We start from the raw sequence: 24,447 nt of genomic DNA, 5'->3' as shown, positions 1-24,447 counted from the left end.
GAAGCTAACAGAGGACTACCGCTAAAAACGGTGATTACAGATACTGCACTTCAATCGTGGCCGAGCCGTCGAGGTCGATGTTCTGCGTCAGCGGCAGGTTGGCGCCCTTGTCCAGAACAGCGGTGACGCCCAGGTTGCCGGAGATGGTCTTGTACGAACCGGGCACGGTCGAACCGCTGGCGGAGAACGACTGGCGGCCGGTGCCGTCAGCGTTGAAGCGGCCGTAGGTCGACTTGGCCCAGGTGTTGTTGTTGGCGGCGTCGGCGACGACATCAGGGGTAGCGCCATCAGCGGTGAACGAACCGACGATGGAGCGCACGCTGTAGGCGCCGATGTTCTTGCCGCCTGCTGCGCCCAGACCGTAGGCATGCTTGTCGGCCAGATTGGAGTTGATCGCAGTCATCAGGCCGGCGACGACGGTGGACGCCTTGTTGTCGATGGCGCGCACGGCAACTTTGGTTGCTGCATCGCAAGTGACGGTGAAGGCGATGGTTTTTTCATCCAGTACGTTCGGTGCGGTGGCGCTCAGGCCCTTGGCGGCGATGGTGCCGTAGTCGACCACGTTGGTGCCGGTGAAACTAGGTGTACAGGCCGAAGGGCGGATCACGCCTTTGACCTTCAGTTCAGCGGTGTCGGCGGCTTGCGCAGCGAAGGACACCAGCAGGGACGCCGACAGTGAAGCAGCCAGGGCGGAGAAGAGGGCGATTTGCTTGTTCATGATCGTTTCCTTAAAGAGTCAAAATGGGTTCAATTCGGTTTGCATTCGTTGTGCCTGAGCACCTTGTGTTTGCTTAAGCAGTGAAGCCATTTTGACGATTTAAAGATCGGATTTATATGAGAAAACTCTCAAAAAATCGGTGTTGCGGAAATGTGGAAATTACTAAGTTGGACTCCCGGCGCCAGGCCGGGAGCGGGATTGCAGAGGGATGAGAGAATTTCTGTTGCTTTGAGGAATTGGGGTGGGACGCTTAATTCAGCGCTTCCTTGGCAGCTTCTTCCGGCGTCAGGCCGTCATAAAACAGGTCAGTGAACCATTCGACTTCTTCCTCGATATGTTCTTGCGCCTGTTCCAACGTGGCGCCGCCTTTGACGAGGAATTTTTCGACTTCGGTACACCACTGAATGAGTGCTTCGGTTTCCGGATCGAGCTTTTCTTTCTTGGGCATGATGATTTCCTTGTTTCGTTATTGCAGGGGGTGTTATCCGGATGGTGTTGCAAGCATATGCCAAAGCGCGCCATTGTGCAGGAGCGAAATCAGCTCAGCGCCGCCCACAGCAGCGACAAACCCGATGCCAGCAGCAACAGGTCCAGCAGGCGCTGGAAATTGGCTTCGCTCATTTTCATGACGAAGACTTTGCCGACAAAGGTGCCGGCCATCAGCGACGCGCCCACCAGCACGCCTTGCAGGAACACCGACAAGGGCATCGCGCCGAGCTCGCGGAAAGTCAGTACCTTGCTGACGTAGAGCAGCAATGAACTGGCCGCTTCGGTGGAGAGGAAAGCGCCCTTGCTGAGGCCGTAGGCGGTGAACACGGGTACGCTGAGCGGCCCGGTCGACAGCACGATGCCGGTCAGGTAGCCGATCAGGGCGCCGGCCAGCGCGAGCTGCCAGAGACGGATGCTGAAGTTGCGTTTTTTGACCCAGTGGCGGAACGGGATCATGACGATGAAGAACAAGCCGAGGCTGATGTCGATGAAGTGCGGCGGCAATTCCAGCAAGGTGCGCGCGCCCAGCGCCGCGGCCGGCACGCCGGGAATGGAGTACGCCAGGAAGGCGCGCCAGTCGACTACGCGCCACCACACCAGCACGCGCGACAGGTTGGCCATCACGGCGGCCACCGCCATGATGGGCACCGCCTGCTTGGGACCGAAGTTGTAAACCAGCACCGGCAACAGCATGATGGAAGAGCCGGTGCCGATGATGCCGCTGACCATGCCGGCAATCAGGCCGACGCTCAGGACGAAGATGTAAGCTGCCACAGGGTGTGTTCTGAAGGAGTTTTTATGGAATGCTGCGGCGGTATTGTACGCCGTCGTTCAGCACCCCGTTGGCGGCCGCGCTATTGACTAAGGACGTTCGCCGGCCTTGAGTCGCGTGGCGATCTCATTGACTACTGCCGGCAGGTCCGCCACCGAGTCGATGACGTAATGCGCGCCGGCTTCGCGCAGGCGCATTTCGGCCAGCGCCTTGAGCGCCTTGATCTGTTCCGGCGACAGCTGCGCCAGTTCGGCCTTGGTGCAACCGACTTCGTTGCCGGACAGCGAGACGCCGACGGTCCACATGCCGGCGTGGATGCCTTCTTCAATGCCGGGTACGGTGTCGTCGACCTTGATGCAGGCGGCGACGTCGCCGATCTTCAGCGCCAGCATGTTAGCCAGCGCCATGTAAGGACCGGGACGGCCGCCGGCTTCCAGTTCATCGCCGGCGATGACGTGGTCGGGCGCGATGCCTTCGGCCGCCGCCAGTGGCAGCAGCACGTCCAGCACCTGGCGGGGATAGCCGGAGCAGGAGCCGACTTTCAGGCCCTTGTTGCGCAGCCATGCCAGCATGTCGGCGGCGCCGTCGATGGCTTGCGAATACTCGCCGACCTTGGCGATCTGCATCGGCATGAAGCGCGCATAGATGGCGTCGACGTCGGCGTCGCTTGGAAGATTGCCGTGACATTCCTGCCATTGGCGGGCGATGTCAGGGTTGTCGAGCAGGGTGCGGATGTGCTGCCACTTGGACAGGCCCATCGGACCGCGCGCCTGCTTGAGCGAGATGTTCATGTCGAAGCTCTTGAAGGCATCGACGAAAATCTGCGTCGGCGCCAGCGAGCCGAAATCGACCAGCGTGCCGGCCCAGTCGAAGATCACCGCTTGCAGGTCGATGGAGGCGTGGAGGGGACGTGTCATGGAAATTCCTTTACGGTCAAAAATGCGATCAAGAGTGGATGGCGGCGATGAAATTGCGTCCGCGCGGACCTTGCAGTGCGCGTTGCACCAGCGCGTCCCAGGCTTCGGCGACGCCGTAGTGCGCGGGATCGGTGCTGACGCCGAGATGTTCCAGGAAGGCCGACAGGGTGGCGACGGCTTGCTGCGCATCGGCGGCGCCGAAGATGTCCAGCAGCAGGGCGTCGACGGCGTCATCGTTGCCGAAGGCCAGCGCCATCACATGCGGCAGCGAGAACGAGCAGGCGATGCCGTGGGCGACGCCGTGGTGCAGCGTGATGTCGTAGGACAGCGAATGCGCCAGCGCGGTCTTGGTGTTGGAAAACGCCAGGCCGGCTTGCAGCGCGGCGGTGGCCATGCGTTCACGCAGCGCCAGTTCGCGCGGATGCGCCATGAGGTCAGGCAAGGTCGCCACGATGTTGCGTGCTGCGGCGGCGGCCAGGCTGGAGGAGACCGGATTGCGGTTGACGTTCCAGATCGATTCCAGCGCGTGCGACAGCGCATCGAGGCCACTGGCCAGCGTGATGCCTTGCGGCAGGCTCAGCATCAGTTGCGGATCGATGATGGCGGCGGTCGGCCAGGTCCATGATTGATGCAGGGAATACTTGCTGCCGGCATCGGCATCCCAGATGGTGGCCCAGGGCGTGACTTCGCTGCCGGTGCCCGCGGTGGTGGGAATGGCGATCAGCGTCTTGGCGCCGTCGCCAGACAAAGGTGATCCATCATTTAAACCCTGTAAATGCGCCAGCAATTCATCGAAGCGGCCCGAAGGCGTGCGCGTCAGCATGGCCTTGGCGCAGTCGATGACGCTGCCGCCGCCGAAGGCGACGATGCAGTCGACATCGGCATGTTCACGCCACACGCGTTCATACATCGCGGCCAGCCAGCTGACGTCGGGATTCGGTTGTACGGCGTTTTCAATACCGGCCAGTTGCGGGCCGAGCAATTGCGCGATGCGTGCCTCCAGTCCGAGTGCGGCGGCTTCGGGGAAAGTGATCAGCAGGGCGCGCCTGCCGTTGAGCAGCGCCGGCACTTGCGCCAGGCTGCCGCTGCCGGCCTGGATGGCGACCGGGTTGTGATAATTCCACATAAGGTTCTTTGCTAGAAATTAATGGGTCTTGCCGTCCTGGATCATCTGGCGCAGGCGGCTGGAGATGGTGTCGGCAACCACCACCATCAGCGTCACGACCACGATGCAGGTGGCGGTGTCCTGGTACTTGAACAGCTTCAGGCTGCTGACCAGTTCGAAGCCGAGGCCGCCGGCGCCGACCATGCCCAGCACGGTGGCCTGGCGCAGGTTGACTTCAAAGCGGTACAGCACGGTGGCGATCCAGGCGGTGATGACTTGCGGCAGCACGCCGAAGACGATCACCTGCAACGGCCGCGCGCCGGTGGCGCGCAGGGCTTCCAACGGGCCGTCGTCGATTTCCTCGATGCTTTCGGCAAAGAACTTGCCGACCATGCCGATGCCGTGCAGCGCCAGCGCCAAGACGCCCGGGAAAGGACCGAGGCCGACCGCGGAGACGAACACCAGGGCCAGGATCAGCTCGTTGATGCTGCGCGTGACGTTGAGCATCTGGCGCACGGCCTGATAGACGACACGGTTGCGATTGAGGTTGCGTGCCGCCAGGAAGGACACGGGAATCGCGCCGATCACGCCCAGCAGCGTGCCCCAGATGGCGATCTGAACGGTTTCCACGGCGGGACCGACCAGATTGCCGAGGATCTTCCAGTTGGGCGGGAAGGAGCGGCTCAGGAAGTCGCCGATCTGCGGCAGGCCGTCGGCCAGTTCGCCCCAGCTCAGTTGCGTGCCTTGCGCGCTCCAGGCCAGGATGAAGGCGACTGCAGCCACGGCGGCGATCGACAGCAGCCAGGAGCGCAGGGTCAACGGGCGGGCGCCGGTCCAGACGTAGTCGTGATAGCTGGCGCGGTCCATTTGAGTAGACAAGGGCGTGCTCATGACAGGGCTCCTTCCAGGACCATTTCCGACGGTTGTCGCGCAGCGTATGTTTCGTCCTGCGCCTTGACCTGATCCAGACCGGAATAGATGAGATTGAGATGAGACTCGCGCAGCTCGTCGCCGCGGCCGTCGAACACCAGCTTGCCGCCGGCCAGGCCGACGATACGATCGCCGAACTCGCGTGCATAGTCGACCTGGTGCAGGTTGCAGACCACGGTGATGCCGAGTTCGCGGCAGGCGGCGCGCAGGTATTGCAGCACCAGGCGCGAGGTTTTCGGATCGAGGCTGGCGACCGGTTCGTCGGCGAGGATGACTTGCGGACGCTGCGCCAGGGCGCGGGCGATGCCGACGCGCTGGCGCTGGCCGCCGGACAGCGCATCGGTGCGCTGTTCCGCCTTGTGTTCCAGTTCGACGCGGCGCAGGCAGTCCATCGCCAGCGCCACATCGTGGCGGCTGAACAATTGCAGCACCGAGGCGAGCGTCGAGGTCTGGCCGAGCCGGCCGGTCAGTACGTTCTTCAGTACCGACAGGCGCGGCACGACGTTGTGATGCTGGAAGATCATGGCCACTTGCTGGCGCAACTTGCGGATGTTGCCGTTGCGCGCATCGGTGGCGTCGAATCCGGCGGCCACCAGTTCACCGGAAGTGGGCGTGGCCAGACCATTGATACAGCGCAGCAAGGTCGACTTGCCGGCGCCGGACGGTCCCAGCACGACCAGGAATTCTCCCGGAGCGACATCGAGGTCAATGCCGCGCAGCACGGCATTGCTGCCGTATTGCTTGGTGAGCGAACGGATCTTGATCATTTCATTGCCTTGAGATCGAGATTGAGGATCTTGGCGGTATCGCGCACGATGTTGTAGGCGGCGTCATTGGTCGGCACGAAGCCGTTGAGCACGCCCTGGTCGCCCCATTCGACGTTCTTGATGTTGGCGAAAGCGGCGGCGATCTTCTTCTTCAGCTCAGGATCGAGATCCTTGCGCCAGACCATCGGCGATTCAGGAATGTCCGGCGAGGTCCAGACGATATTGAAGTCGCTTTGCTTGACCACGCCCTTGGCGAGGGCGGCAGCGAGGATACGGTCGGCCACGGCGGCGGCGTCAACCTTCTTGTTGGCGACGGCGAGGATGCTGGCGTCATGCGAACCGGAGAAGATCACGCGGGAGAAATACTTGTTCGGCTCGACGCCTTGCTTTTGCAGGCCGGCGGTCGGGAACAGATGGCCGGAGGCCGACGACGGATCGACGAAGGCCATGGTATGGCCCTTGAGCGCGGCGACGCTGTCGATGCCGCTGTCCTTGCGCACGATGATCAGGCTCTTGTAGGCGCTCTTGCCGGTCTTCTTGGTTTCAGCCACGGAGAAGGCTTCGACGTTGGCGATCGAGGTCGCCAGCACGTAGGAGAACGGACCGAGGTAGGCGACGTCGAGCTTCTTCGAACGCAGCGCTTCGATGATGCCGTTGTAGTCGGTGGCGATGAAAGGCTTGACCGGCATGCCCAGTTGTTCTTGCAGGCTGTCGATGACCTTCTTGCTGTTTTCCAGCATGGCTTGCGAATCTTCGGCGGGTATCAGGCCGACGGTAAGCTGTTGGGGCTGGGCGGCGAACGAGACTGAGGCCGAAACCAAGCTGAGGCACAAGGCCACAGGGCGTAACAAGGCGGAAAGGCGTTTCATGATGCTCCTGGCGGTAGTGATGCTGAGGAAGGTCCGCCGCGGACGGCGCGTCCAGGCGGGTTTTTGTTCATGACCGCAAGATTAAGGCGCTTTTGTGACGTCTTTATTATCGATATAATCAGGAGATTGACGCTTACCTATTGATTGGATCTATAGATGACGCCTTCACAACTACGTGCTTTCCTCGCCGTCGCCCGCAATCGCGGCTTCAGCGCCGCCGCGCGTACGCTCGGCGTGAGTCAGCCGACGCTGACCTCGCAGGTGCAGGCGCTGGAGCGCCAGCACAATGTGGAGCTTTTCTATCGGCGCGGCCGCAGACTTGATCTGACCGACACCGGCCAGCGCCTGTTGCCGATCGCACAAAAGATCGCCGAGCTCGAACTTGATGCTTACAACCTGCTGTACAACTCCGGCGTGCTGAATATCGGCCATCTGAAGCTGGGTGCGGTGGGGCCGTTCCACGTGATCGAAATGGTCGACGCCTATCGCCGCAAGTTTCCCAATGTCGAGCTGTCGATCCGTATGGGCAATTCGGCCGAGACCATGGCCGATCTGGAAAACTACGTCACCGACGTCGCCGTCCTGGCCAGCTTCAACGACGATCCGCGCTTCGTGGCGGTGCCGTACGCCGACCATGCGATCGTGGTGTTTGCCCATGTCGATCATCCGTTTGCCAAGCGCGATTCAATCACCTTGCAGGATTTGCACGGACAGCCGATGGTGATGCGCGAGCAGGGTTCAACCACCCGGCTGGCGCTGGAGAAGGTGTTGAAGGAAGCCGACGTCATGCCGCGCGTGGTGATGGAGATCGGCAGCCGCGAAGCGCTGCGCGAGGCGGTGGCGCGCGGCATCGGGCTGGGGGCGGTGTCGGAGGCGGAGTTCGTGCCGGATCCGCGCTTGAAATTGCTGCGGATCGAAGGCAATCCGGTCAGCACGCATACCTACATCTATTGCCTGGCCGATCGCAAGGACAGCCGGCTGGTGGCGTCGTTCCTGGAGCAGGTGGCGACGCTGTAAGTGTTCAAGTTGCTGCGGTCATGCGTTGCAGGATGAAGTCGCGCATCAGGTCGAGCACCGCCTGCGGCTGCTCCTGGTGCGGGCTGTGGCCGCAATCGGGCAGCATGGCTTTGTGCGTCGGCGGACCGTTTTCTTTTGCTATTCCGGTCACGATGGCGTCAACCTGAGCCGGCGTGCCGTACTGATCGTCAATACCTTGCATGATCAGCGCCGGACAGGCGATACGCGGCAAGTCGGCCTCGATGTTCCAATCGGCAAAAGCCGGCGTAAGCCAGGTGTCGGACCACGCCTTGAAGATCTGTTCGGTCTTGTCGCCATGATATTTTTGCAGGCCCTTGAGCTTGCCATCAGCATAGGCGCGGTCGGCCACGCGGATTCCTTCCAGCGTCACCGGTTCGACAAAGACGTGCGCCGCTTCGGTGACGATCGCCTGCAGCAAGGGCGGACATTGTGCGGCATGCAACAAGGCGATGCTGCCGCCGTCCGAATGGCCGATCAGGATATAGGCTTGTCCGGGCAACAAGAGGGCCAGCACTTCCGGCAATTCGTCGAGCGCATAGCGATGCAGATAATCCGCTGCACGGGTTTGTTGCAGTGCATCGGAAAGGCCGTAACCAAGACGGTCGAAAAGCAGCCCGCGACAGCCGGTCGCCATACACAAACGCTGCGGAAAATCCTTCCACATTGCAGTGCAACCCAAACCTTCGTGGAGGAACACCAGCCAGGGTTTTGCTTGATCGCCTTCGATGATTTCGTAGTGGATTTGTTGTCGTTTGTTATTCGTCAGGAAAGGCATCGGGACCGGGTTTTGCGAGTCGTAAGAACGGCTAGTTTTCCATGTTTTTAAAACGCAGTGCAAATATCTTCAAATCTCTGCCGCGCAGAAAAATAAATCTGCTATCTTTATAAACGGCACTGACCTGAAACCACGAGGAGACGCATATGGATTTGGTTGAAAAATTTGACGCCAAAGGCAAGACAGGAGGCGCTTATCACGTCGAGGTGTACCAGACGGAGATAGAAGAAGCCGATAAGGCTGCTCCGCCCGGACTCAAGACCTACAAGCTGGCTGACGGCCGCGCGCTCGATCCCTTGTCGGACGCCAAATTCAAGATTGTCCAGACCGGCGAAAAGATATACCGGGTCTGACAGAATAAAGAAGCGCGCAAGCGCAAGCTCAAACGGCAGACTTTTCGTCTGCCGTTTTTTATTGGATCAGGATTTTATTGCGTCAAGACTTCGCGTTCTTAACCTGAGGTCGGCTTGCGATAACCGCCTTCAACCCAGCGCTCGGCGCTGGCGGCGCTCAGTTTGAAGTTGGGAGCGACCTGCGCCTTGGCCAGCATCTCACCCATCTCATCCCAGGCCTTCAGATCGGCATACGGGAAGTCGTCATCGGGCACGATGTCCAGCGTCACCTTGATGCTGCCTTCGGGACCGTCCACGGTCACATGCTTGTGCAATTGCGCATGCAACTGCTGCTCGCTGCGGCGGCGGAATTCCGAGGCCGTCTTCACCAGCGTGTTGAAGGCGTTCTTGTCCATCGGTTTCGGGTTCTTCTTGTCGCGGCCCATGGTCCAGGGACCGATCAGCGTCGGTTCGCGTTCGCCTTCACGCGTCATCTCCACCGCCCAGCCGTCATCGTCGTCGTTCTTGATGATGCGCGCGGTCCAGCCTTCGTCACGCCACAGGCGCGGCTCCTGAATCACGTCGGAAATGTCGGTGGCGGGTTCTTCGGTATCGGGGGATTCGGGCACAAGGTCGGACATGAGGGACTCAATGAAGCAAAGTCCGCCATGATACGACAGGTTTGCGGGTAAACTCCCGGCCATGGAAATCGAACTCAAATTACTTATCGCCACCGAAGATGTGGCGGCTTTCTGCGCCTTGCCCCTGCTGCAGCAACACGCCGTCGCGGCGTCGGAATCTCAGGATCTGTTCAGTACCTATTTCGACACGCCCGCGTTGCATCTCAAACAACATCGATCGGCGTTGCGTGTGCGCAAGGCCGGCGCATTGTGGATCCAGACCTACAAGGGCGGCGGCAGCGTCGCGGCGGGGCTGCATCAGCGCCATGAATGGGAATGCGAAGTGGCCGGCCCGCGCATCGAGTTGGCGAAGCTGCTGCCGCTGGTCGACAATCCCGCTGCGTGCACCGCGCTGGAACTGCCCGGACTGGCGCAGCAGTTGGAGGAGGTCTTCACCACCAGTTTCCGCCGCACCGCCTGGCAGTTGCGCCTGCCGCAGGGCACTGAAGTAGAACTGGCGCTCGATCAGGGCGTGGTCGAGGCGGGTGGTCGTACGCTGCCGATCTGCGAGATCGAACTGGAACTGAAATCTGGCCAGACCGACGAACTGCTGGCGTTTTCGCAGGCGCTGCGGCAGGCGATTCCCCTTGCGCCGAGCAATGTCAGCAAGGCCCAGCGCGGCTTTGCCTTGCGCTTCCCGGGCAAGGACAGTTCGCTGTAACAGTGCTGTAACGGCGAATCAGCGCTGCAACATTTTTTCCCAACAATTTTCCCCGACATTCGGATGGAGTCTCGTTCCTGCAGTGGCATGGATGCTGCTTGCCTGGAACAGGACGGCAAACTTCGCTGATTTGCACAGCAATGGTGCAAATCGAGGTGACCGTCACGGATTCGATTCATCCAAGACAGGGGAGCCCATGAACACCATCGCCGCAGCCGCGCCTGCCAACATCGACATCGCCGTGGAAGAGCGCGACGTCACCTTCCGCCGCGTCATCTGGCGCATTGTCCCGTTCGTCACCCTGATCTGGTTCCTGGCCTGGGTCGACCGCGTCAATGTCGGTTTCGCCAAGCTGACCATGATGAGCGACCTGCAATGGTCGGATGCCGTCTACGGTGCCGGTGCGGGGATTTTCTTCATCGGCTACTTCATCTTTGAAGTGCCGAGCAACCTGGCGCTGCAAAAATTCGGTGCGCGCAAAACCATCATGCGCATCACCATCGGCTGGGGCATCACCTGCGCGCTGATGGCGTGGGTGCAGACCTCGACGCAGTTCTACGTCTTGCGCTTCCTGATGGGCGCGTTCGAAGCCGGTCTGCAACCTGGTGTGATCCTCTATCTGACCTACTGGCTGCCGACGCACCGGCGCGGCAAGGCGCTGGGGATTTTCGTCTCGGCCTCGGCCGTGTCGCTGGTGGTGGGAAGTCCGCTGGCGGCTTACATCATGGAGTTGTCGCAAGGCATGGGCGGCTTCAAGGGCTGGCAATGGCTGTTCGTGATCGAAGGGGTTCCATCGATCCTGGCCGGCGCGGCGGCTTATTTCCTGCTGACCGATCGTCCGCGCGATGCACGCTGGCTCAGCGAGCGCGAAAAGGAACACGTCGAAACCGAACTGGCCGCCGAAGACCAGGCGCTCGGACCGCGCGAGCACAGCTTCTTTGCATCCCTGCGCAGCGCGCGCATGTGGGCGCTGATCGCCGTGTTTTTCTGCATCATCGCCGGCAACGCCACGCTGGTGTATTACGGCCCGAGCCTGGTCAAGGAAGTCGGCTTCACCGATATCAAGACGCTGGGCTGGGTAATGGGTGGGATTTATTGCTGCGGCTGGTTCGGAATGCTGCTCAACGGCTATCTGTCGGACCGCAACAAGGAAGTGCGTATCCACACTGCGGTGGCGGCGGCCATCGGTGCGCTGGGTTTGCTGCTGGCAGCGTATTTCCTGGGCGAGAAGAGCGCCGCAGGCGTGGTGTTTGCGCTGGCGTTGTCATCGGCCGGCACGATGGGCGCGATTCCGGTGTTCTGGCAGTTGCCGGGGCGCTTCCTGTCTGGCACGGCCATCGTGGTCGGCCTGGCGGTGATTAATTCGGTGGCCAACCTGGCGGGCTATTTTTCGCCGCAGCTGCTGGGCTACCTGAAAACCACCACCGGGCAATACGGCAAGGGCCTGACCACCATCGCCATTGTCGAGCTGATGGCGACGGTGATGATTTTTGCGTTCATCAGCAAGACGGCCCGGCTGGGGGAGCAGGCTTTAGCCAGATGAGTTGCCCGGCCTTCGTTCAATCATGCGCACCAGATGGCATAGCGTTTCGGTGACCGGGGCCGGCACTTGATGGGTGCGTGCCACGGCGACAATGGCGCCGTTGATGGATTCGATCTCGGTAGCCCGTCCCTGCAGAATATCCTGCAGCATCGAAGGCTTGTGCTGCGCGTGTTCGACAAACACGGTGCGGATCGATTGCCAGATCGCATCCGCGTCGATCACAATGTTCTTGGCGCGGGCCACGTCCGCGGTCTCAGTGACGATCTGCCTGGCCAGAACGGGGCCGGACATGCTCGCGCCAACTTGGCCGACGGTCATGCCGGTGACGGCCGTCAGGCTGTTCATCGCGGCATTGAAGGCGACCTTTTCCCAAATGGCGCGTTCGACGTCGGCGTCCAGCGTGCAATTGAATCCGGCTTGGCACAACGCATCCGCTATCGCCTGCTGGGCATCGGAGCATAGACCGGCCACGCCGTAAATACGGATATAGCCGCTGCCATGCGATGACACATGGCCGGGACCTTTCAGGTCGCTGGGGTAGTTGGTGACGCCGTGCATCAGCCGTTCAGCCGTGGCGAACCTGCCGAGGGTTTCAACATTTCCCAATCCGTTTTGCAAGGTGAGCAGGTACGTCTGTTCTCCGAATAAATGACGGACGGATTCCAAGGCTGTCGCCGTATGCAGCGTCTTGGTAAAGACAATGACCAGATCCGGGTGGACATTGATATCGGCGGCGCTGCCGGCTTTTATCCGCACGGTGTGTTCGCCATCATCGCTGTGGAGTTTCAAGCCGGCGGCATTGATGGCCTCGATATGTTCACGCCATACGTCGACCAGCGCGACATCGTAGCCGGCTTGCGTAAGCCTGGCGCCGAACAGGCAGCCCATGGCGCCGGCGCCGAGAATCATGATTTTGTTCATCGGTGACTTTCAGAATGGATAGTGGCGAGGGGTGGTCTGCACTGTGACCCAGCGCAAATCGGTAAAAGCGTCGATGCCGGCCTTGCCGCCGAAATGACCTACGCCGCTGCCTTTGACGCCGCCGAAGGGCATCTGCGGTTCGTCGTGGACGGTGGCGCCGTTGATGTGGCAAATGCCGGATGCGATGCGCTGGGCGACACGCAACGCGCGCGCTGTGTCGCGACTGAAGACTGCAGACGACAGCCCATACTCGTTGTCGTTGGCGCAGGCAATGGCGGCGTCGTCACCACTGACGCGAACGATTCCCTTGACAGGGCCGAACGATTCTTCACCGTAGATGTTCATGTCGGGCGTGACATGGTCCAGCAGGGTGGCCGGCATCAGCGTGCTGTCGGTTTTGCCGCCGCACAGTAACGTGGCGCCCTTGGCGACGGCGTCGTCGATCAGGGCATTGCAGCGGATGACCGTCGTCCGGTCGATGACCGAGCCGAGTACGACCGGCCCACGACGTGGATCGCCAAGGGACAATTTGCCAGCTTTGGCGGCCAGGCGCCGGACGAACTCATCAGCGACCTTGTGATCGACAATGATGCGTTCGGTGGACATGCAGATTTGCCCAGAATTGGCGAAGGCGCCAAACGTGACGCCGTCGACCGTCGCATCCAGGTCTGCGTCGTCCAGCACCAGCAGCGGCGCTTTGCCGCCCAGTTCCAGTACGGCGGGCTTCAGGTGGCCGGCGCAATGTCGGGCGATGATTTTACCGATGCGCGTTGATCCGGTGAAGTTGACGCGCCGTACTGCGGGATGCGCGATCATTGCCTCCACTACGGCGGCAGCATCGTCCGGGGCGTTGGTGATGAAGTTGATCACGCCCTTGGGCAAGCCGGCTTCCTGCAACGCATCGATGATCAGGCCGTGCGTGGCCGGACACAATTCGGAACCTTTGAGGACCACGGTATTGCCGCAGGCCAGCGGCACCGCGATGGCGCGTACGCCGAGGATCACCGGCGCATTCCATGGCGCGATGCCCAGCACCACGCCGGCAGCCTGGCGGATGCCCATCGCCAAGCTGCCGGGAAGATCTGAGGGGATCACCTCGCCGCTGATCTGCGTGGTCAGGGCCGCGGCTTCGACCAGGATATTGGCAGCGAGATGGACGTTGAAACCGGCCCAGATCGCGGACGCGCCGGTCTCCGCCGCCATGGCGGCGGCAAACGCATCGCCCTTTGCCTCCAGTGCATGCGCCGCTTTCAGCAGCAAGGCGCGGCGCTCTCCCGGGCCGGTCGCCGACCAGAACGGAAATGCCGCGGCCGCTGCATCTACCGCCCGGACGGCATCGCTGGCCGTGGCAGCCGGAGCGCGGGTCGCGACTTGCCCATCAAGGGGACTATGACGTTCGAAAGTGGCGCCGTTGCCGGCCATGGTGCGCTCGCCGTTGATTGACATGGTGATGGTGTTCATCATGCGACCTCGATTTCGACTAAGACGGGGGTTGGTGAATTCAGGGCTTGCAGCAATGCTTCGCGCAGCGCTGATGCTTCCGACACGCGTACTGCGCCGCAACCCATGCCGTTGGCGAGCGCAACGAAGTCAATTGCCGGCAGTTCGGTTCCTTGCACGACGTCAGTTTCGGAAAAGCCGAATACCGGTGCGAAGTCCTGCAGCGCCGCATAGCGCCGGTTGTTGAGGATGACGAACGTCATCGGCAGCCTGGCTTGTGCCGCGCTCCACAGCGACTGGATCGAGTACATGCTGGAGCCGTCGCCGAAGATGCCGATGATGCGCGCGCCTGGCTTGGCCAGTGCGACACCGACTGCGGCGGGCATGCCGTAACCGAGGCCGCCGCTGTCCATCGTGAAGAAGCCCTCGCTGCGCGTGATCGGCAAATACTTCTGCATGACCGAGCGCGCGCTGGGGGCTTCTTCCACCACGATGTCGGAAGTTGCGCGGACCTCCGACAAGGTCTGCAGTGCATAGGCGACCGAGATGACCTGGGACGGTTCGGCTCGCGGCGGGATGGCGCGCGCGGCCGGCAGCGGCCGAACCGGGGAGGATGGCCGCGCCAGCAAATCAAGTACGCTCAGGCGGATGCTGCCCAGTGCCGACGTCCCCAGCGGCGTCCAGGCTGCGGTCGCGGGATCGTCGGTGAGCTGGCAAAGCGTGGCGCCCGGCGGGATGTGCGGTCCGTTGCCTTCGATGTGGTACGTGAACGCCGGCGCGCCGAGTGCAAAGATACAGTCGTGTCCTTCAAGCAGCTGCACGATTTTTTCGCGCATCGCGGGCAGGAAGCCGGCAAACAGACGATGGTTTTCCGGAAAGCTGCAACGTCCCGACATCGGCGCAGCCCAGACGCGCGCATGGTGTTTCTCGGCCAACTGCACCACCGCTTCCCACGCATTGTCGCGATCAACGGCCGCACCGACCACGAAGGCGGGACGCTGGCTGGCCTCGAGCGTCTTGCCGATCTGATCCAGCAGCAGCGGTTCCGCGCGGAGTTCGGTACTGACGCTGCGGGCGGACAGCAATTGCGCCGGCTGGTCCCAGTCATCAGCCGGGATCGAGATCAGGACCGGCCCGCGCGGCGGCATCATCGCGAGGTAGTAGGCACGGGCGAAAGCCAACGGGACGTCTTCGGCGCGCGCCGGTTCGATGCTCCATTTGACGTAGGGCTTGGGCAGTTCCGTCGCCTGCGCCGATGACAGAAACGGATCGAAAGGCAAGATGGATCGCGCCTGCTGGCCGGCGGTGATCACCATCGGCGTCCGGTTCTTGTGCGCGGTAAAGATATTCCCCATGGCATTGCCGACGCCCGCAGCCGAATGCAGGTTCACCAGCGAGGCATTGCGCGTGGCCTGCGCATAGCCGTCGGCCATGCCGACCACGACGGCCTCCTGCAAGCCCAGAACATAACGAAAATCCTCGGGAAAGTTTCGGAACATGGGCAATTCGGTAGAACCGGGATTGCCGAATACGGAGGTCATGCCGAATTGGCGCATCAAATCAATGACTGCATCTCGGACGGTAGTGGGGGCGGTAGGGGACAAAGGACTCACGGGACATTCTCCTGTTGGCAATGAGAGAGGGAGAGCAATCGGCTCAGGTCGGTGTTTTTGGCGTGGCGCGCGGGATGTGGTTTCGCACCACGGCCAGCGCGATCAACACGAAGGCCATTGCAGTTCCGAGCATCGCCAGATAGCCGCTTGCGCCGGTCGCGGTGATGATGGACGCCCCTGCGAATGCGCTCAGGATGGCGCCGATACGGCCGAAGGCCAGTGCCGATGCGGTGCCGGTGGCGCGTACATTGGTCGGATAGATGTAGGCGCACAGCGGATACATGGTCGATTGGACTGCGTTGACGAACATCCCATGCACGCCCAGCCCGAAGATGAACAGGTTGGTGTGGTTTGCTGCATCGATGCTCAGCAAGAGCACGGCGCTGGCCACGCCGCCCGCAGCGCAGGCAATCAGCGGCAGGCGCGAGCCGATTCGCATGATTGCCAAGGCGCAGCTCAGGGCGCCGATGACGCCGCCAAGGTTGTAGGCGGTCAGTCCGGAGCCGGCGATGCTGACGCTGAGGCCTTCAGCCGCGAGCATGGTCGGCAACCAGCTGAAGGCGCTGTAGATCGCCAGCAGGCACATGAAAAACGCCGCCCACAGCGCCAGCGTATCGCGTGTCTTACGCGTGCCGAAGAGCGATGAGAAGCCTTCGCGCTGCTCGTTTTTTTGCTCAGCGGCATCGATAAACACCGCATCGGCGGGAACCGGCCTGGACAGGCGTCCCAGCAATTCCCGCAACTCGGACCAGCGATGCCGCTGATGCGCCAGATAGCGCGGCGACTCAGGCAGCGTCAGCAGCAAAAGCACGGTCAGTCCCAGAGGCAGTGCGCCGCCGATGAAAAACAAGGCGCGCCAGCCGTAAGCAGGGATTACCACGCTGGAAAACAAACCTGCCAGCATGCCGCCCAATGGCACGCAGACGATGGTGGCGGTGACCGCCATGGTGCGATAGCGCGTCGGCGTAAATTCTGCGGTCATGGTGGTCGAGCTGGGCAGGGCGCCGCCAATCCCCAGACCGGCGATGAAACGCAGAACGGCAATGGTGAAAACATCAGGCGCCAGCCCGATGGCGCAGGTCGCGGCGCCAAAGACGAATACGCTGCCGATCACGGCCCAACGCCGGCCGAAGCGGTCCGCGAACAAACCGGCGCAGGCGCTGCCGATCGCCATGCCAATCAGGCCGGCCGCCACAGCCGGGGCAAAGGCGCCGCGGGTGATGCCCCATTCCTTGATCAGCACGGGAATGGCAAAGCCGATCAGTTGCCCGTCAAAGCCGTCCAGCACGATCGACAGCGCCGCCAGGCAGACCACGATTTTCTGCATGGTGGTGTAAAGCCCGTCGTCGAGCGTTTTTCCAATATCGATGAAAGCATTTGCAGGTGTAGTCGATGTATTCATTTTTCCTCCGCTCAGGCAAATCAGGCAAACGCCAGTCCCACATAGTTTTCGGCCAGCGCCGTGGCTGCCGCCCGTGAACTGACGATATAGTCCAGTTCGGATCTCTGTAACTGCCGCTCAAACGGCGACGCTTCCCTGGAGGTATGCAGCAGGCTGGTCATCCACCACGAAAAATGCTCGGCGCGCCAGATGCGTTTCAGCGCGGTGGCGGTGTATTCATTCAACTCGTCTCGCTTGCCCGTGGTGTAGAAGCGATCCAGTCCACGCGCCAGAAGACGGACGTCGGATACCGCCAGATTGAGCCCCTTGGCCCCGGTCGGCGGCACGATGTGGGCGGCGTCACCTGCCAGGAACAGACGGCCGTGCTGCATCGGCGTCGAGACGAAACTGCGCATGCCGATGATGTTCTTCTGGAAAATCTTTCCTTCCTTGAGCTGCCAGCCGTCGTGATTGGCCAGGCGTGCGTTGAGCTCGGACCAGATGCGATCGTCCGACCAGCGATTGACGTCGTCATTGGGATCGCATTGAAAGTACAGCCGCTGTACCTGGGGCGAGCGTGTACTGACAAGCGCGAAGCCGCGTTCATGTTGCGCATAGATCAGTTCGTCCGACGACGGCGGCGCGTCGACCAGAATGCCAAACCAGCCAAACGGGTAGATTCGTTGGAAGTCCTGGCGTTGTGCTGCCGGCATTGCAGAGCGCGAGACACCGTGAAAACCGTCGCAGCCGATCACGAAATCTGCCCTCAGGGTGCGCGGTTCGCCTGCTCGCTGATACGTCACCGACGGCGTGTCGGTATCGAGCTGGTGCAGCCTGACCTCGCTGACTTCAAACTCGATTCTGCCATCGGCCGCCAGACGCGCAGCAACCAGATCCTTGATGACTTCGTGCTGGGCATAGACGGTAATGGCGCGTCCCGTCAATCCGGTCAGATCGATACGATGCCGTTGTCCGCCGAACGCCAGTGCAAAGCCATGATGCACCGTGCCCTCGCGCTGCATGCGCGCGCCGATGCCGCTCTCGTTCAGGATATCCATGGTGCCTTGTTCCAGCACGCCGGCGCGGATGGTGGCTTCGATTTCTGCGCGGCTGCGCGTTTCCAGTACGACCGATTCGATTCCCTGCAGGTGCAGCAGGTGTGACAGCAGCAGGCCGGCAGGGCCCGCGCCGATGATGGCGACTTGCGTTGACATAGGTCTCCTTTGAGGCGATGCCCGGAACAGCCTCGCATCCGGGATTCGCGATCAATTGTTTTTTTGAAATGTTCTTTTTTGAATGCAACAGATCATAGGGAGTCCATACGTGTGAATCAATGCGAAAGACTGCCGTGATAGCCGCTTATCGCCCAACATGCGCGATAAACGCCCAAACGAAAAAAATGTGAAGAGACGTGAATTAACCGACGACTATCTGCGAGAAAAAATATCGGTCATTAGCAGCTTTAGCGGCAGAGAGGCGGCCGCGCAGTGCACAGGATTCAGTTGGGGGAAGAGGAGGGGCTCGCGATCAACCTCAGCGTGCATGCATTGCACATGCACGCTGATTTTTCGATAGATCAGAGATCCGGTGGCGGCGGCGCCAGCACATCGCGGCTGCCGCTCTTGGACATCGACGACAGGATGCCGGCGGCTTCCATCTGCTCCACCAGGCGCGCTGCGCGGTTGTAGCCGATACGGAACTGGCGCTGCACCGACGAGATCGATGCGCGCCGACTGCGTGTGACGTAGGCCACCGCTTCGTCGTAGAGCGGGTCGGCTTCATCGCCGGGTTCGCCGAACATGTCACCTTGTTGCGGCTCTTCCGACGCCGGGCCGGCCAGGATCGCTTCCTCGTATTGCGGCTCGCCGTGGGCCTTCAGGTGTTCCACCACGCGGTGCACTTCCTCGTCCGACACGAACGCTCCATGCACGCGCTGCGGATAACCCGAGCCCGGCGGCAGGAACAGCATGTCGCCGTGACCGAGCAGCGTTTCCGCGCCCATCTGGTCGAGCACGGTGCGCGAGTCGATCTTGGACGACACCTGGAAGGCCACGCGCGTCGGGATGTTGGCCTTGATCAGGCCGGTGATGACGTCGACCGAAGGCCGCTGCGTCGCCAGGATCAGGTGGATGCCGGCGGCGCGCGCCTTTTGCGCCAGACGCGCGATCAGTTCTTCGATCTTCTTGCCGGCCACCATCATCAGGTCGGCCAACTCGTCGATCACGACCACGATCATCGGCAACGGATCAAGCGGCTCAGGCGCATCCGGTGTGAGCGAGAACGGATTCTTCACGCGCTTCTCGGCGGCGATGCCGTCGGCGATCTTCTGGTTGTAGCCGGCGAGGCCGCGTACGCCCAACGCCGACATCAGGCGATAGCGCTTGTCCATTTCGGCAACACACCACGACAGCGCATGCGCTGCCAGCTTCATGTCGGTCACGACCGGCGCGAGCAAGTGCGGGATCCCGTCGTAGACCGACAGTTCCAGCATCTTCGGATCGATCATGATCAGGCGCACGTCGTCGGGGGTGGCCTTGTACAGCAGCGACAGAATCATGGCGTTGATCGCCACCGACTTGCCGGAGCCGGTCGTGCCGGCCACCAGCATGTGCGGCGCACGCGCCAGGTCGGTCGCGACCGGGACGCCGGTGATGTCCTTGCCCATCGCCAGCGTCAGGTGCGACGCCGAGCGCGCATAGGCTTCGGACTGGATGATTTCGGCCAGGCGGATCATTTGCCGCTTGGGATTGGGCAGCTCCAGGCCCATGCAGGTCTTGCCGGGGATGGTTTCCACCACGCGGATCGAGGTCAGCCCGAGTGCACGCGCCAGGTCTTTCATCAGGTTGACGATCTGCGCGCCGCGCACGCCCAGCGCCGGTTCGATTTCAAAGCGTGTAATTACGGGGCCGGCGTAGGCGCCGAGGACGGTGACCGGGACCTTGAATTCCTTCAGGCGCTGCTCAATGAGCTGGCCGATTTCCAGCAGTTGCGTTTCGTCCATCTCGATCGGCATGTCGCTGCCCTGGTCGAGCAGTTCGATGCCGGGCAGGGGGACCTCGGTCGGACGATACGGGCGCACCGGCGCCGCAATGGGAGCAGTCGGTTGCGTTGCCGGCGCCTGCGTCCAGGTGCGAATCTGCATGGGCGCAGCTGGGGTGGCGACAGGCTCCTGAATCGGTTCTTCAAACAGCAAAGCCGGCGCTGGTGCCTGCGCGACGTAGGCGGGCTCGGAGATCGCAGCGACTTCCGGTTCAATACGGGTGTCGATGATGTTGAATGGCTCGGGCGCAATGATGACTTCCGGTTCCGGCTCGGGGGCATGGAAGGCGACGGTATGCGGTACAGCCGGCGGCAGGACCGGAATAAGACTCGCAGCAACCGGAGGAATAATGACCGGTTCAACAGGCGCGGCCGGTTCGCGCCCACGCAGCGAAGCGCTCAGCGATGTCGGAATCGCCTGGCTGCGGTCGCTGGCGGTGCTGATGCGGACCTTGGTGCTGCTGCCGACGATAGGAGTGATCTTCGGTTTGCTGATGATGCTGGTGGCAAGCGAGGGCTTGGGCGCCGCACTATGTGCCGGCGCTTCAGGTTGCTGACTGGAAGTCGAACGCGCCAGCATCGCTTGTGTCGGCCGCAGCGATTCAAATGCCGCCCATTCGGACGCGGGACGCGCCGGGCGTTTGGGTGGTTCAGCTTTTTGCTGGGCAGTGCCCGGCCAGTTGCCGGCAGGATTGGCAGCGCGCGGCAGTTCATTGGGCAGCGGCCAGGGATCACGCTTGCGGGTCAGGTTGCCAAAGGCAGCTGCAGCGGGTGCGGCGGGCGGTTTTGGTTGTGCAGGCGGCGTACGGTGCGACTGCGCGGCCGGCATGTTGCGAATGGTGGGGGCGATGTTGGCCTGGGTGCGGCGCGGCACCGACGCCTGCAACGGCAGGGAACTGGTGTCGACCTCGAGGTCGACCTTGGCCTTGCGGCGGCCGAACAACCAGAACAGCCCGATCAGTCCTGTTGCCATCAAGGAAATAACGGCGATCAGCTTGCCGAAGGCGGCGGTGACGTTGCGTGCGAGCGCCTGGCCGAAGAGGTCGGTTTCCAGTACAGCATCGCCCTGCGAGCGCAGCATGGCCTCGATCGCGCTGCTGGCGCACAGCACGGCCAGCGTGCCGAGCCAGATGCGGATCGAACCGCGTCCGCGCAGGCCTTTTCCGGACAGCAAAGACAGGAAAACTCTGCCCAGCAGGGGCAGTATCCACAAGAACGACCAGCCAAACCAGTCAAGTAAAAATAAGCGCATCCCGCAAGTTTACAGGAAGCGGGGACAGAATCTGAAACTTGGCGCAAATTTCCCGAAGGAAGGCTGAAAAAACACTGCAAGCGAAGACGAAAAAGTCCCGCTTTCCAGAAATCAGAGAGAGGGACTGCGGGCTGGAATGATTACTTTTCCAGCGGCACCGTCAACGGCTTGCCGTCCTGCACCAGCGACCAGACCAGTAACTTTGCCGGTTTGCTGGCGCTGGCGTTGCGCGACACCAGGTGCGGCGTGTCCGGCGCTTCATACCAGGATTCACCTGCCTTGTAGGTCACCGGCGCGCCGCCCTGCAACTGCGAGATGACCTCGCCTTCCAGTACGTAGGCGAAGATCGAGCCGGGATGGCGGTGCGCCACCGAGCTTTGGCCCGGACCGTAGGCGACGACGGCCATGACGCCGCTTTTGCCGGGCGCATCGGACAGGGCCTGATGCTGCAAGGGCGTGACGACCTCGTCGCCATGTTTGCCGTCGTGGGCGCCTGCACCGGCCGCCAGGGCCAGCAGAGTAAGCAGCAGCGCGCTTTTCGCTGTAGAGATGAATCGCATGTCAGGCTCCTTGTCCGTCACTGTTTCAGGCGACAGGCATCTTGCGGAAGCCGATGGCGAAACGGTTCCAGGCGTTGATGGTGTTGATGGCCAGGGTCAGGTTGACCAGTTCGGCATCGGTGAACTGGGCGCGCGCCAGGGCGTAGTCTTCGTCGGGAGCGCCGGTTTGCGAGATCAGGGTCAGCGATTCGCTCCAGGCCAGGGCGGCGCGCTCGCGTTCGGTGAAGAACGGGGTTTCGCGCCAGACCGGCACGGCGTAGAGACGGCGCTCGGTTTCGCCGGCCTTGCGGGCGTCGGCAGTGTGCATGTCGACGCAGAAGGCGCAACCGTTGATCAGCGACACGCGCAGGCGGACCAGTTCCAGCAGGGAGGTTTCGAGGCCGAGCTTGCCGACCACGTTTTCGAGGGCGATCATGCCCTTCAGGACTTCAGGGGATGCTTTGTAGAAATCGACGCGTTGTTCCATGGTAATGCTCCTTGGTAAGTGAGTTAAGTCAGTAAGTCAGTAAGTAAGTCGGTCAGTGAAAATCGTCTTGGCGGTATTGCGTGTTTGCTTAGCCAGTGACGTCATCATAAGGAGACCACTCCCTGTCGCGGATAACCAATTCCTCGAAAAAACAGGAGACCACTTTTGATCGCCCGGCTAGAATCGCCAGGAAAGAACAAGCAGCAAAAAACAAACAAAAACGCATGAGCACAAGGGAGCAGGCGCCGTATGGAATTGCATATCGTCATCGAAGGCAGCAAGGACCTGGCCGGCCAGGTGTATCGCCAGTTGCGCGACGCCATCCAGAGCGGTCGCCTGGCGCCGGGCGAACAGGTGCCGCCGTCACGCCTGCTGGCCACGCAACTGGGCCTGTCGCGCAAGACCGTATCGGAAGCCTATGGCCGCCTGACGCTGGACAAGCTGCTGGTAGGGCGGACCGGCAGCGGCACCTTCGTCAATGCGCCGGCCGAACCGAAAGCCAAGCCGAAACGCTTCGAGAGCGATGACCTGGCCTCCGGAAAACTGATCGCGCACTGGCTGAATCAGTCGTTCCCATTGCTGATGCGCCACGTCGGCCCGGAAACCCGTTCGCACTACGATTTCATGGGCGGCATCCCGGTGCGCCGGCAATTTCCGCAGGAAGAGTGGCGCCAGTGTGTGCAGTACGGGTTGCGCCAGATCGCCGAATCGCGCGGCTTCTATGCCGAGACCGAAGGCCTGCCGGCATTGCGCGAAGCGATTGCGCGGCATGTTTCGTTCTCCCGCGGCGTGCAATGCACGGCCGCTGATGTGCTGGTGACCAATGGCGCGCAGCAGGCGCTGGACCTGATCGCACGCGTGCTGGTGGAGCCGGGCAGTGTGGTGGCGGTGGAAGATCCCGGTTATCCGCCGGCGCGCATGCTGTTCTCGGCGCAGGGGGCTACGGTGGAGAGTGTTCCGGTGGACAGCGAAGGCATGCAGGTCGATCTGATTCCGGACGGCACGCGCCTGATCTACACGACTCCGGCGCATCAGTTTCCGCTCGGCATGCCGATGAGCCAGGCGCGGCGCACGGCCTTGCTGGCGCGCGCACGGGAATTGCGCGCCATCGTCATCGAAGACGACTACGACAGCGAATTCCGCTATGAAGGGCGGCCTCTGGATTCGCTGCAGAGCATGGATCAGGATGGGCTGGTGGCATTTGTCGGCACGTTTTCCAAATCGATGAATCCGGAGTTGCGGGTCGGCTACGTGATTGCGCCGCCGGCGATTCTGCGCGCCATGACCGTGGTCAAGGGCCTGTCGGACTGGCATACGCCGACCATGACGCAATGGGCCATGGCCAGGTTCATCGACGAAGGCTACTTGCAAAAGCACATCCGCCGCTGTCACGGCATCTACGTTGCGCGGCGCGAAAAGCTGCATGCCGCGCTCAACGGCAGTCTCAAACCCTGGATGCGCGCGGTGCCCACCAACGCCGGCTTCCACCTGGCGGCGCAGATGACGGCCGAGGTCGACATGACGCAGTTGTTGCGGCTGGCACGCCGGGTTGACGTCGCACTGTACACGCTGGACGAGTTCTACTACCGGGTCAAGCCGGAGCCGGCGCTGTTCTTCGGCTATGGCGCCATCGAGTCGCTCGACATCGAGACGGCGCTGGGACGTGTGAAGACGATCCTGGAAGAACTTGGCAACTGAGCAGCAACGAGCACCGGCCAGGCCTGGTCTGGCTCAGACCTTCTCGATCATGGGATAGAAATCACGGTCTTCGCGCTGCATGCGGTCGAATAAAGTCTTCAGCACCTTGTTGGCTTCGTTGCGGAAACCGTCCGGATCGGCCGCCACGTGGCCGGCATCGTTCCATTTGCGGGCAAATTCGCCATACGCTTCGGCGATGTGCGTCATTTCATGCTGGTATTGCTTGCCCATCATGGCCAGGCGCGGATTGTTGGCTTCCTGCAAGGCTGGATAGAGGAATTTGTCCTCGATCGACAGGTGCAACTTGATGACCGAACTCATCTTGATCACCTGCGCCGCGATGTCGGCGGCGTGTTCGGCGATGCCCAGATGGGAAAATTCCTTGAGCTTGCGGATATTGTCGAAGATGACGGTGTGCTGGTGTTTGTATTTGTCGATGTCCATGATGTGTCGGTGAAAACCTGATCAATTCTGAAAAGAC

The 24,447-nt window shown here is 61.7% G+C and carries 24 protein-coding genes; 5 read left to right on the top strand and 19 right to left on the bottom strand.

What is annotated here, in order from left to right:
- Positions 1-34: 34 nt before the first annotated feature.
- The 8 genes from ACIROW_RS02825 to phnD form a co-directional block, all read right to left on the bottom strand.
- Complete coding sequence (locus ACIROW_RS02825) at positions 35-718, bottom strand: DUF1120 domain-containing protein (RefSeq protein ID WP_402271673.1); 684 nt, start codon at positions 716-718, stop codon at positions 35-37.
- A 250-nt stretch (positions 719-968) separates the two neighbouring features.
- Positions 969-1,166, bottom strand: a complete 198-nt coding sequence (locus tag ACIROW_RS02820; protein ID WP_029363050.1) for a hypothetical protein — start codon at positions 1,164-1,166, stop codon at positions 969-971.
- Positions 1,167-1,255: 89 nt separating this feature from the next.
- Complete coding sequence (locus tag ACIROW_RS02815; RefSeq protein WP_402271670.1) at positions 1,256-1,981, bottom strand: sulfite exporter TauE/SafE family protein; 726 nt, start codon at positions 1,979-1,981, stop codon at positions 1,256-1,258.
- An 87-nt stretch (positions 1,982-2,068) separates the two neighbouring features.
- Positions 2,069-2,896 (bottom strand): phosphonoacetaldehyde hydrolase, encoded by an 828-nt coding sequence (gene phnX / locus ACIROW_RS02810; protein ID WP_402271668.1) that lies wholly within the window; start codon positions 2,894-2,896, stop codon positions 2,069-2,071.
- A 28-nt stretch (positions 2,897-2,924) separates the two neighbouring features.
- A complete protein-coding gene (psrA, locus tag ACIROW_RS02805) occupies positions 2,925-4,022 on the bottom strand; it encodes an iron-containing alcohol dehydrogenase PsrA (RefSeq protein ID WP_402271666.1) in 1,098 nt (365 codons plus the stop codon).
- A gap of 18 nt (positions 4,023-4,040) precedes the next feature.
- A complete protein-coding gene (phnE, locus tag ACIROW_RS02800; RefSeq protein ID WP_116432678.1) occupies positions 4,041-4,892 on the bottom strand; it encodes a phosphonate ABC transporter, permease protein PhnE in 852 nt (283 codons plus the stop codon).
- Complete coding sequence (phnC, locus tag ACIROW_RS02795) at positions 4,889-5,698, bottom strand: phosphonate ABC transporter ATP-binding protein (RefSeq protein ID WP_402271663.1); 810 nt, start codon at positions 5,696-5,698, stop codon at positions 4,889-4,891. The genes phnE and phnC overlap by 4 nt, the downstream gene beginning before the upstream one ends.
- Entirely contained in the window at positions 5,695-6,567 is an 873-nt protein-coding gene (gene phnD / locus ACIROW_RS02790; RefSeq protein WP_402271661.1) for a phosphonate ABC transporter substrate-binding protein, read from the bottom strand. Before phnD ends, phnC begins: the two co-directional genes overlap by 4 nt.
- 156 nt (positions 6,568-6,723) lie before the next feature.
- On the opposite strand from phnD, the gene ACIROW_RS02785 reads away from it, so the two are divergent.
- Complete coding sequence (locus ACIROW_RS02785; RefSeq protein ID WP_402271658.1) at positions 6,724-7,584, top strand: LysR substrate-binding domain-containing protein; 861 nt, start codon at positions 6,724-6,726, stop codon at positions 7,582-7,584.
- A gap of 4 nt (positions 7,585-7,588) precedes the next feature.
- Here the strand turns inward: ACIROW_RS02785 and ACIROW_RS02780 are convergent, their stop codons facing one another.
- Positions 7,589-8,380, bottom strand: a complete 792-nt coding sequence (locus tag ACIROW_RS02780; protein WP_402271656.1) for an alpha/beta fold hydrolase — start codon at positions 8,378-8,380, stop codon at positions 7,589-7,591.
- Between the two features lie 146 nt (positions 8,381-8,526).
- Between ACIROW_RS02780 and ACIROW_RS02775 the strand changes: the two genes are divergently transcribed.
- Positions 8,527-8,733 (top strand): hypothetical protein, encoded by a 207-nt coding sequence (locus ACIROW_RS02775; protein WP_402271653.1) that lies wholly within the window; start codon positions 8,527-8,529, stop codon positions 8,731-8,733.
- Positions 8,734-8,831: 98 nt separating this feature from the next.
- Here the strand turns inward: ACIROW_RS02775 and ACIROW_RS02770 are convergent, their stop codons facing one another.
- Complete coding sequence (locus ACIROW_RS02770; RefSeq protein WP_116432684.1) at positions 8,832-9,353, bottom strand: hypothetical protein; 522 nt, start codon at positions 9,351-9,353, stop codon at positions 8,832-8,834.
- Between the two features lie 61 nt (positions 9,354-9,414).
- On the opposite strand from ACIROW_RS02770, the gene ACIROW_RS02765 reads away from it, so the two are divergent.
- Both ACIROW_RS02765 and ACIROW_RS02760 read left to right on the top strand, forming a co-directional pair.
- On the top strand, positions 9,415-10,053 hold the full coding sequence (locus ACIROW_RS02765; protein ID WP_402271651.1) for a CYTH domain-containing protein: 639 nt from the start codon (positions 9,415-9,417) through the stop codon (positions 10,051-10,053).
- A gap of 196 nt (positions 10,054-10,249) precedes the next feature.
- On the top strand, positions 10,250-11,596 hold the full coding sequence (locus ACIROW_RS02760; RefSeq protein WP_402271649.1) for an MFS transporter: 1,347 nt from the start codon (positions 10,250-10,252) through the stop codon (positions 11,594-11,596).
- On the opposite strand, the gene ACIROW_RS02755 is transcribed toward ACIROW_RS02760, so the two are convergent.
- From ACIROW_RS02755 to ACIROW_RS02720, 8 genes are all read right to left on the bottom strand, one after another.
- The gene (locus tag ACIROW_RS02755; protein ID WP_402271647.1) at positions 11,585-12,517 is read right to left on the bottom strand and encodes a ketopantoate reductase family protein; all 933 of its coding nucleotides are present in this window, start codon (positions 12,515-12,517) and stop codon (positions 11,585-11,587) included. The two genes, ACIROW_RS02760 and ACIROW_RS02755, sit on opposite strands and share 12 nt — an antisense overlap.
- Before the next feature lie 9 nt (positions 12,518-12,526).
- Positions 12,527-13,978, bottom strand: coding sequence for an aldehyde dehydrogenase (locus tag ACIROW_RS02750; RefSeq protein WP_402272453.1), 1,452 nt, complete (start codon positions 13,976-13,978; stop codon positions 12,527-12,529).
- Positions 13,978-15,570, bottom strand: a complete 1,593-nt coding sequence (gene mdlC, locus ACIROW_RS02745) for a benzoylformate decarboxylase (protein ID WP_402271644.1) — start codon at positions 15,568-15,570, stop codon at positions 13,978-13,980. The genes ACIROW_RS02750 and mdlC overlap by 1 nt, the downstream gene beginning before the upstream one ends.
- Before the next feature lie 43 nt (positions 15,571-15,613).
- Entirely contained in the window at positions 15,614-16,972 is a 1,359-nt protein-coding gene (locus tag ACIROW_RS02740) for an MFS transporter (protein WP_402271642.1), read from the bottom strand.
- 20 nt (positions 16,973-16,992) lie between these two features.
- Positions 16,993-18,165: a 4-hydroxybenzoate 3-monooxygenase gene (locus ACIROW_RS02735; RefSeq protein ID WP_402271640.1), complete on the bottom strand. Its 1,173-nt coding sequence runs from the start codon at positions 18,163-18,165 to the stop codon at positions 16,993-16,995.
- Between the two features lie 362 nt (positions 18,166-18,527).
- Positions 18,528-21,242 (bottom strand): DNA translocase FtsK, encoded by a 2,715-nt coding sequence (locus tag ACIROW_RS02730; RefSeq protein WP_402271638.1) that lies wholly within the window; start codon positions 21,240-21,242, stop codon positions 18,528-18,530.
- Positions 21,243-21,382: 140 nt separating this feature from the next.
- Positions 21,383-21,802 (bottom strand): cupin domain-containing protein, encoded by a 420-nt coding sequence (locus ACIROW_RS02725; protein ID WP_402271636.1) that lies wholly within the window; start codon positions 21,800-21,802, stop codon positions 21,383-21,385.
- Positions 21,803-21,827: 25 nt separating this feature from the next.
- Complete coding sequence (locus ACIROW_RS02720) at positions 21,828-22,268, bottom strand: carboxymuconolactone decarboxylase family protein (RefSeq protein WP_016832519.1); 441 nt, start codon at positions 22,266-22,268, stop codon at positions 21,828-21,830.
- Between the two features lie 249 nt (positions 22,269-22,517).
- On the opposite strand from ACIROW_RS02720, the gene ACIROW_RS02715 reads away from it, so the two are divergent.
- Entirely contained in the window at positions 22,518-23,966 is a 1,449-nt protein-coding gene (locus ACIROW_RS02715) for a PLP-dependent aminotransferase family protein (RefSeq protein ID WP_402271633.1), read from the top strand.
- A gap of 33 nt (positions 23,967-23,999) precedes the next feature.
- Here the strand turns inward: ACIROW_RS02715 and ACIROW_RS02710 are convergent, their stop codons facing one another.
- A complete protein-coding gene (locus ACIROW_RS02710; RefSeq protein WP_402271631.1) occupies positions 24,000-24,410 on the bottom strand; it encodes a hemerythrin domain-containing protein in 411 nt (136 codons plus the stop codon).
- Between the last annotated feature and the right edge of the window lie 37 nt (positions 24,411-24,447).

This window comes from Herbaspirillum sp. NPDC101397, from assembly GCF_044767325.1.
GTDB lineage: Bacteria > Pseudomonadota > Gammaproteobacteria > Burkholderiales > Burkholderiaceae_D > Herbaspirillum.
Note: the sequence above shows the minus strand (reverse complement) of the source record. Positions and strands in the feature narration are given on the sequence as shown.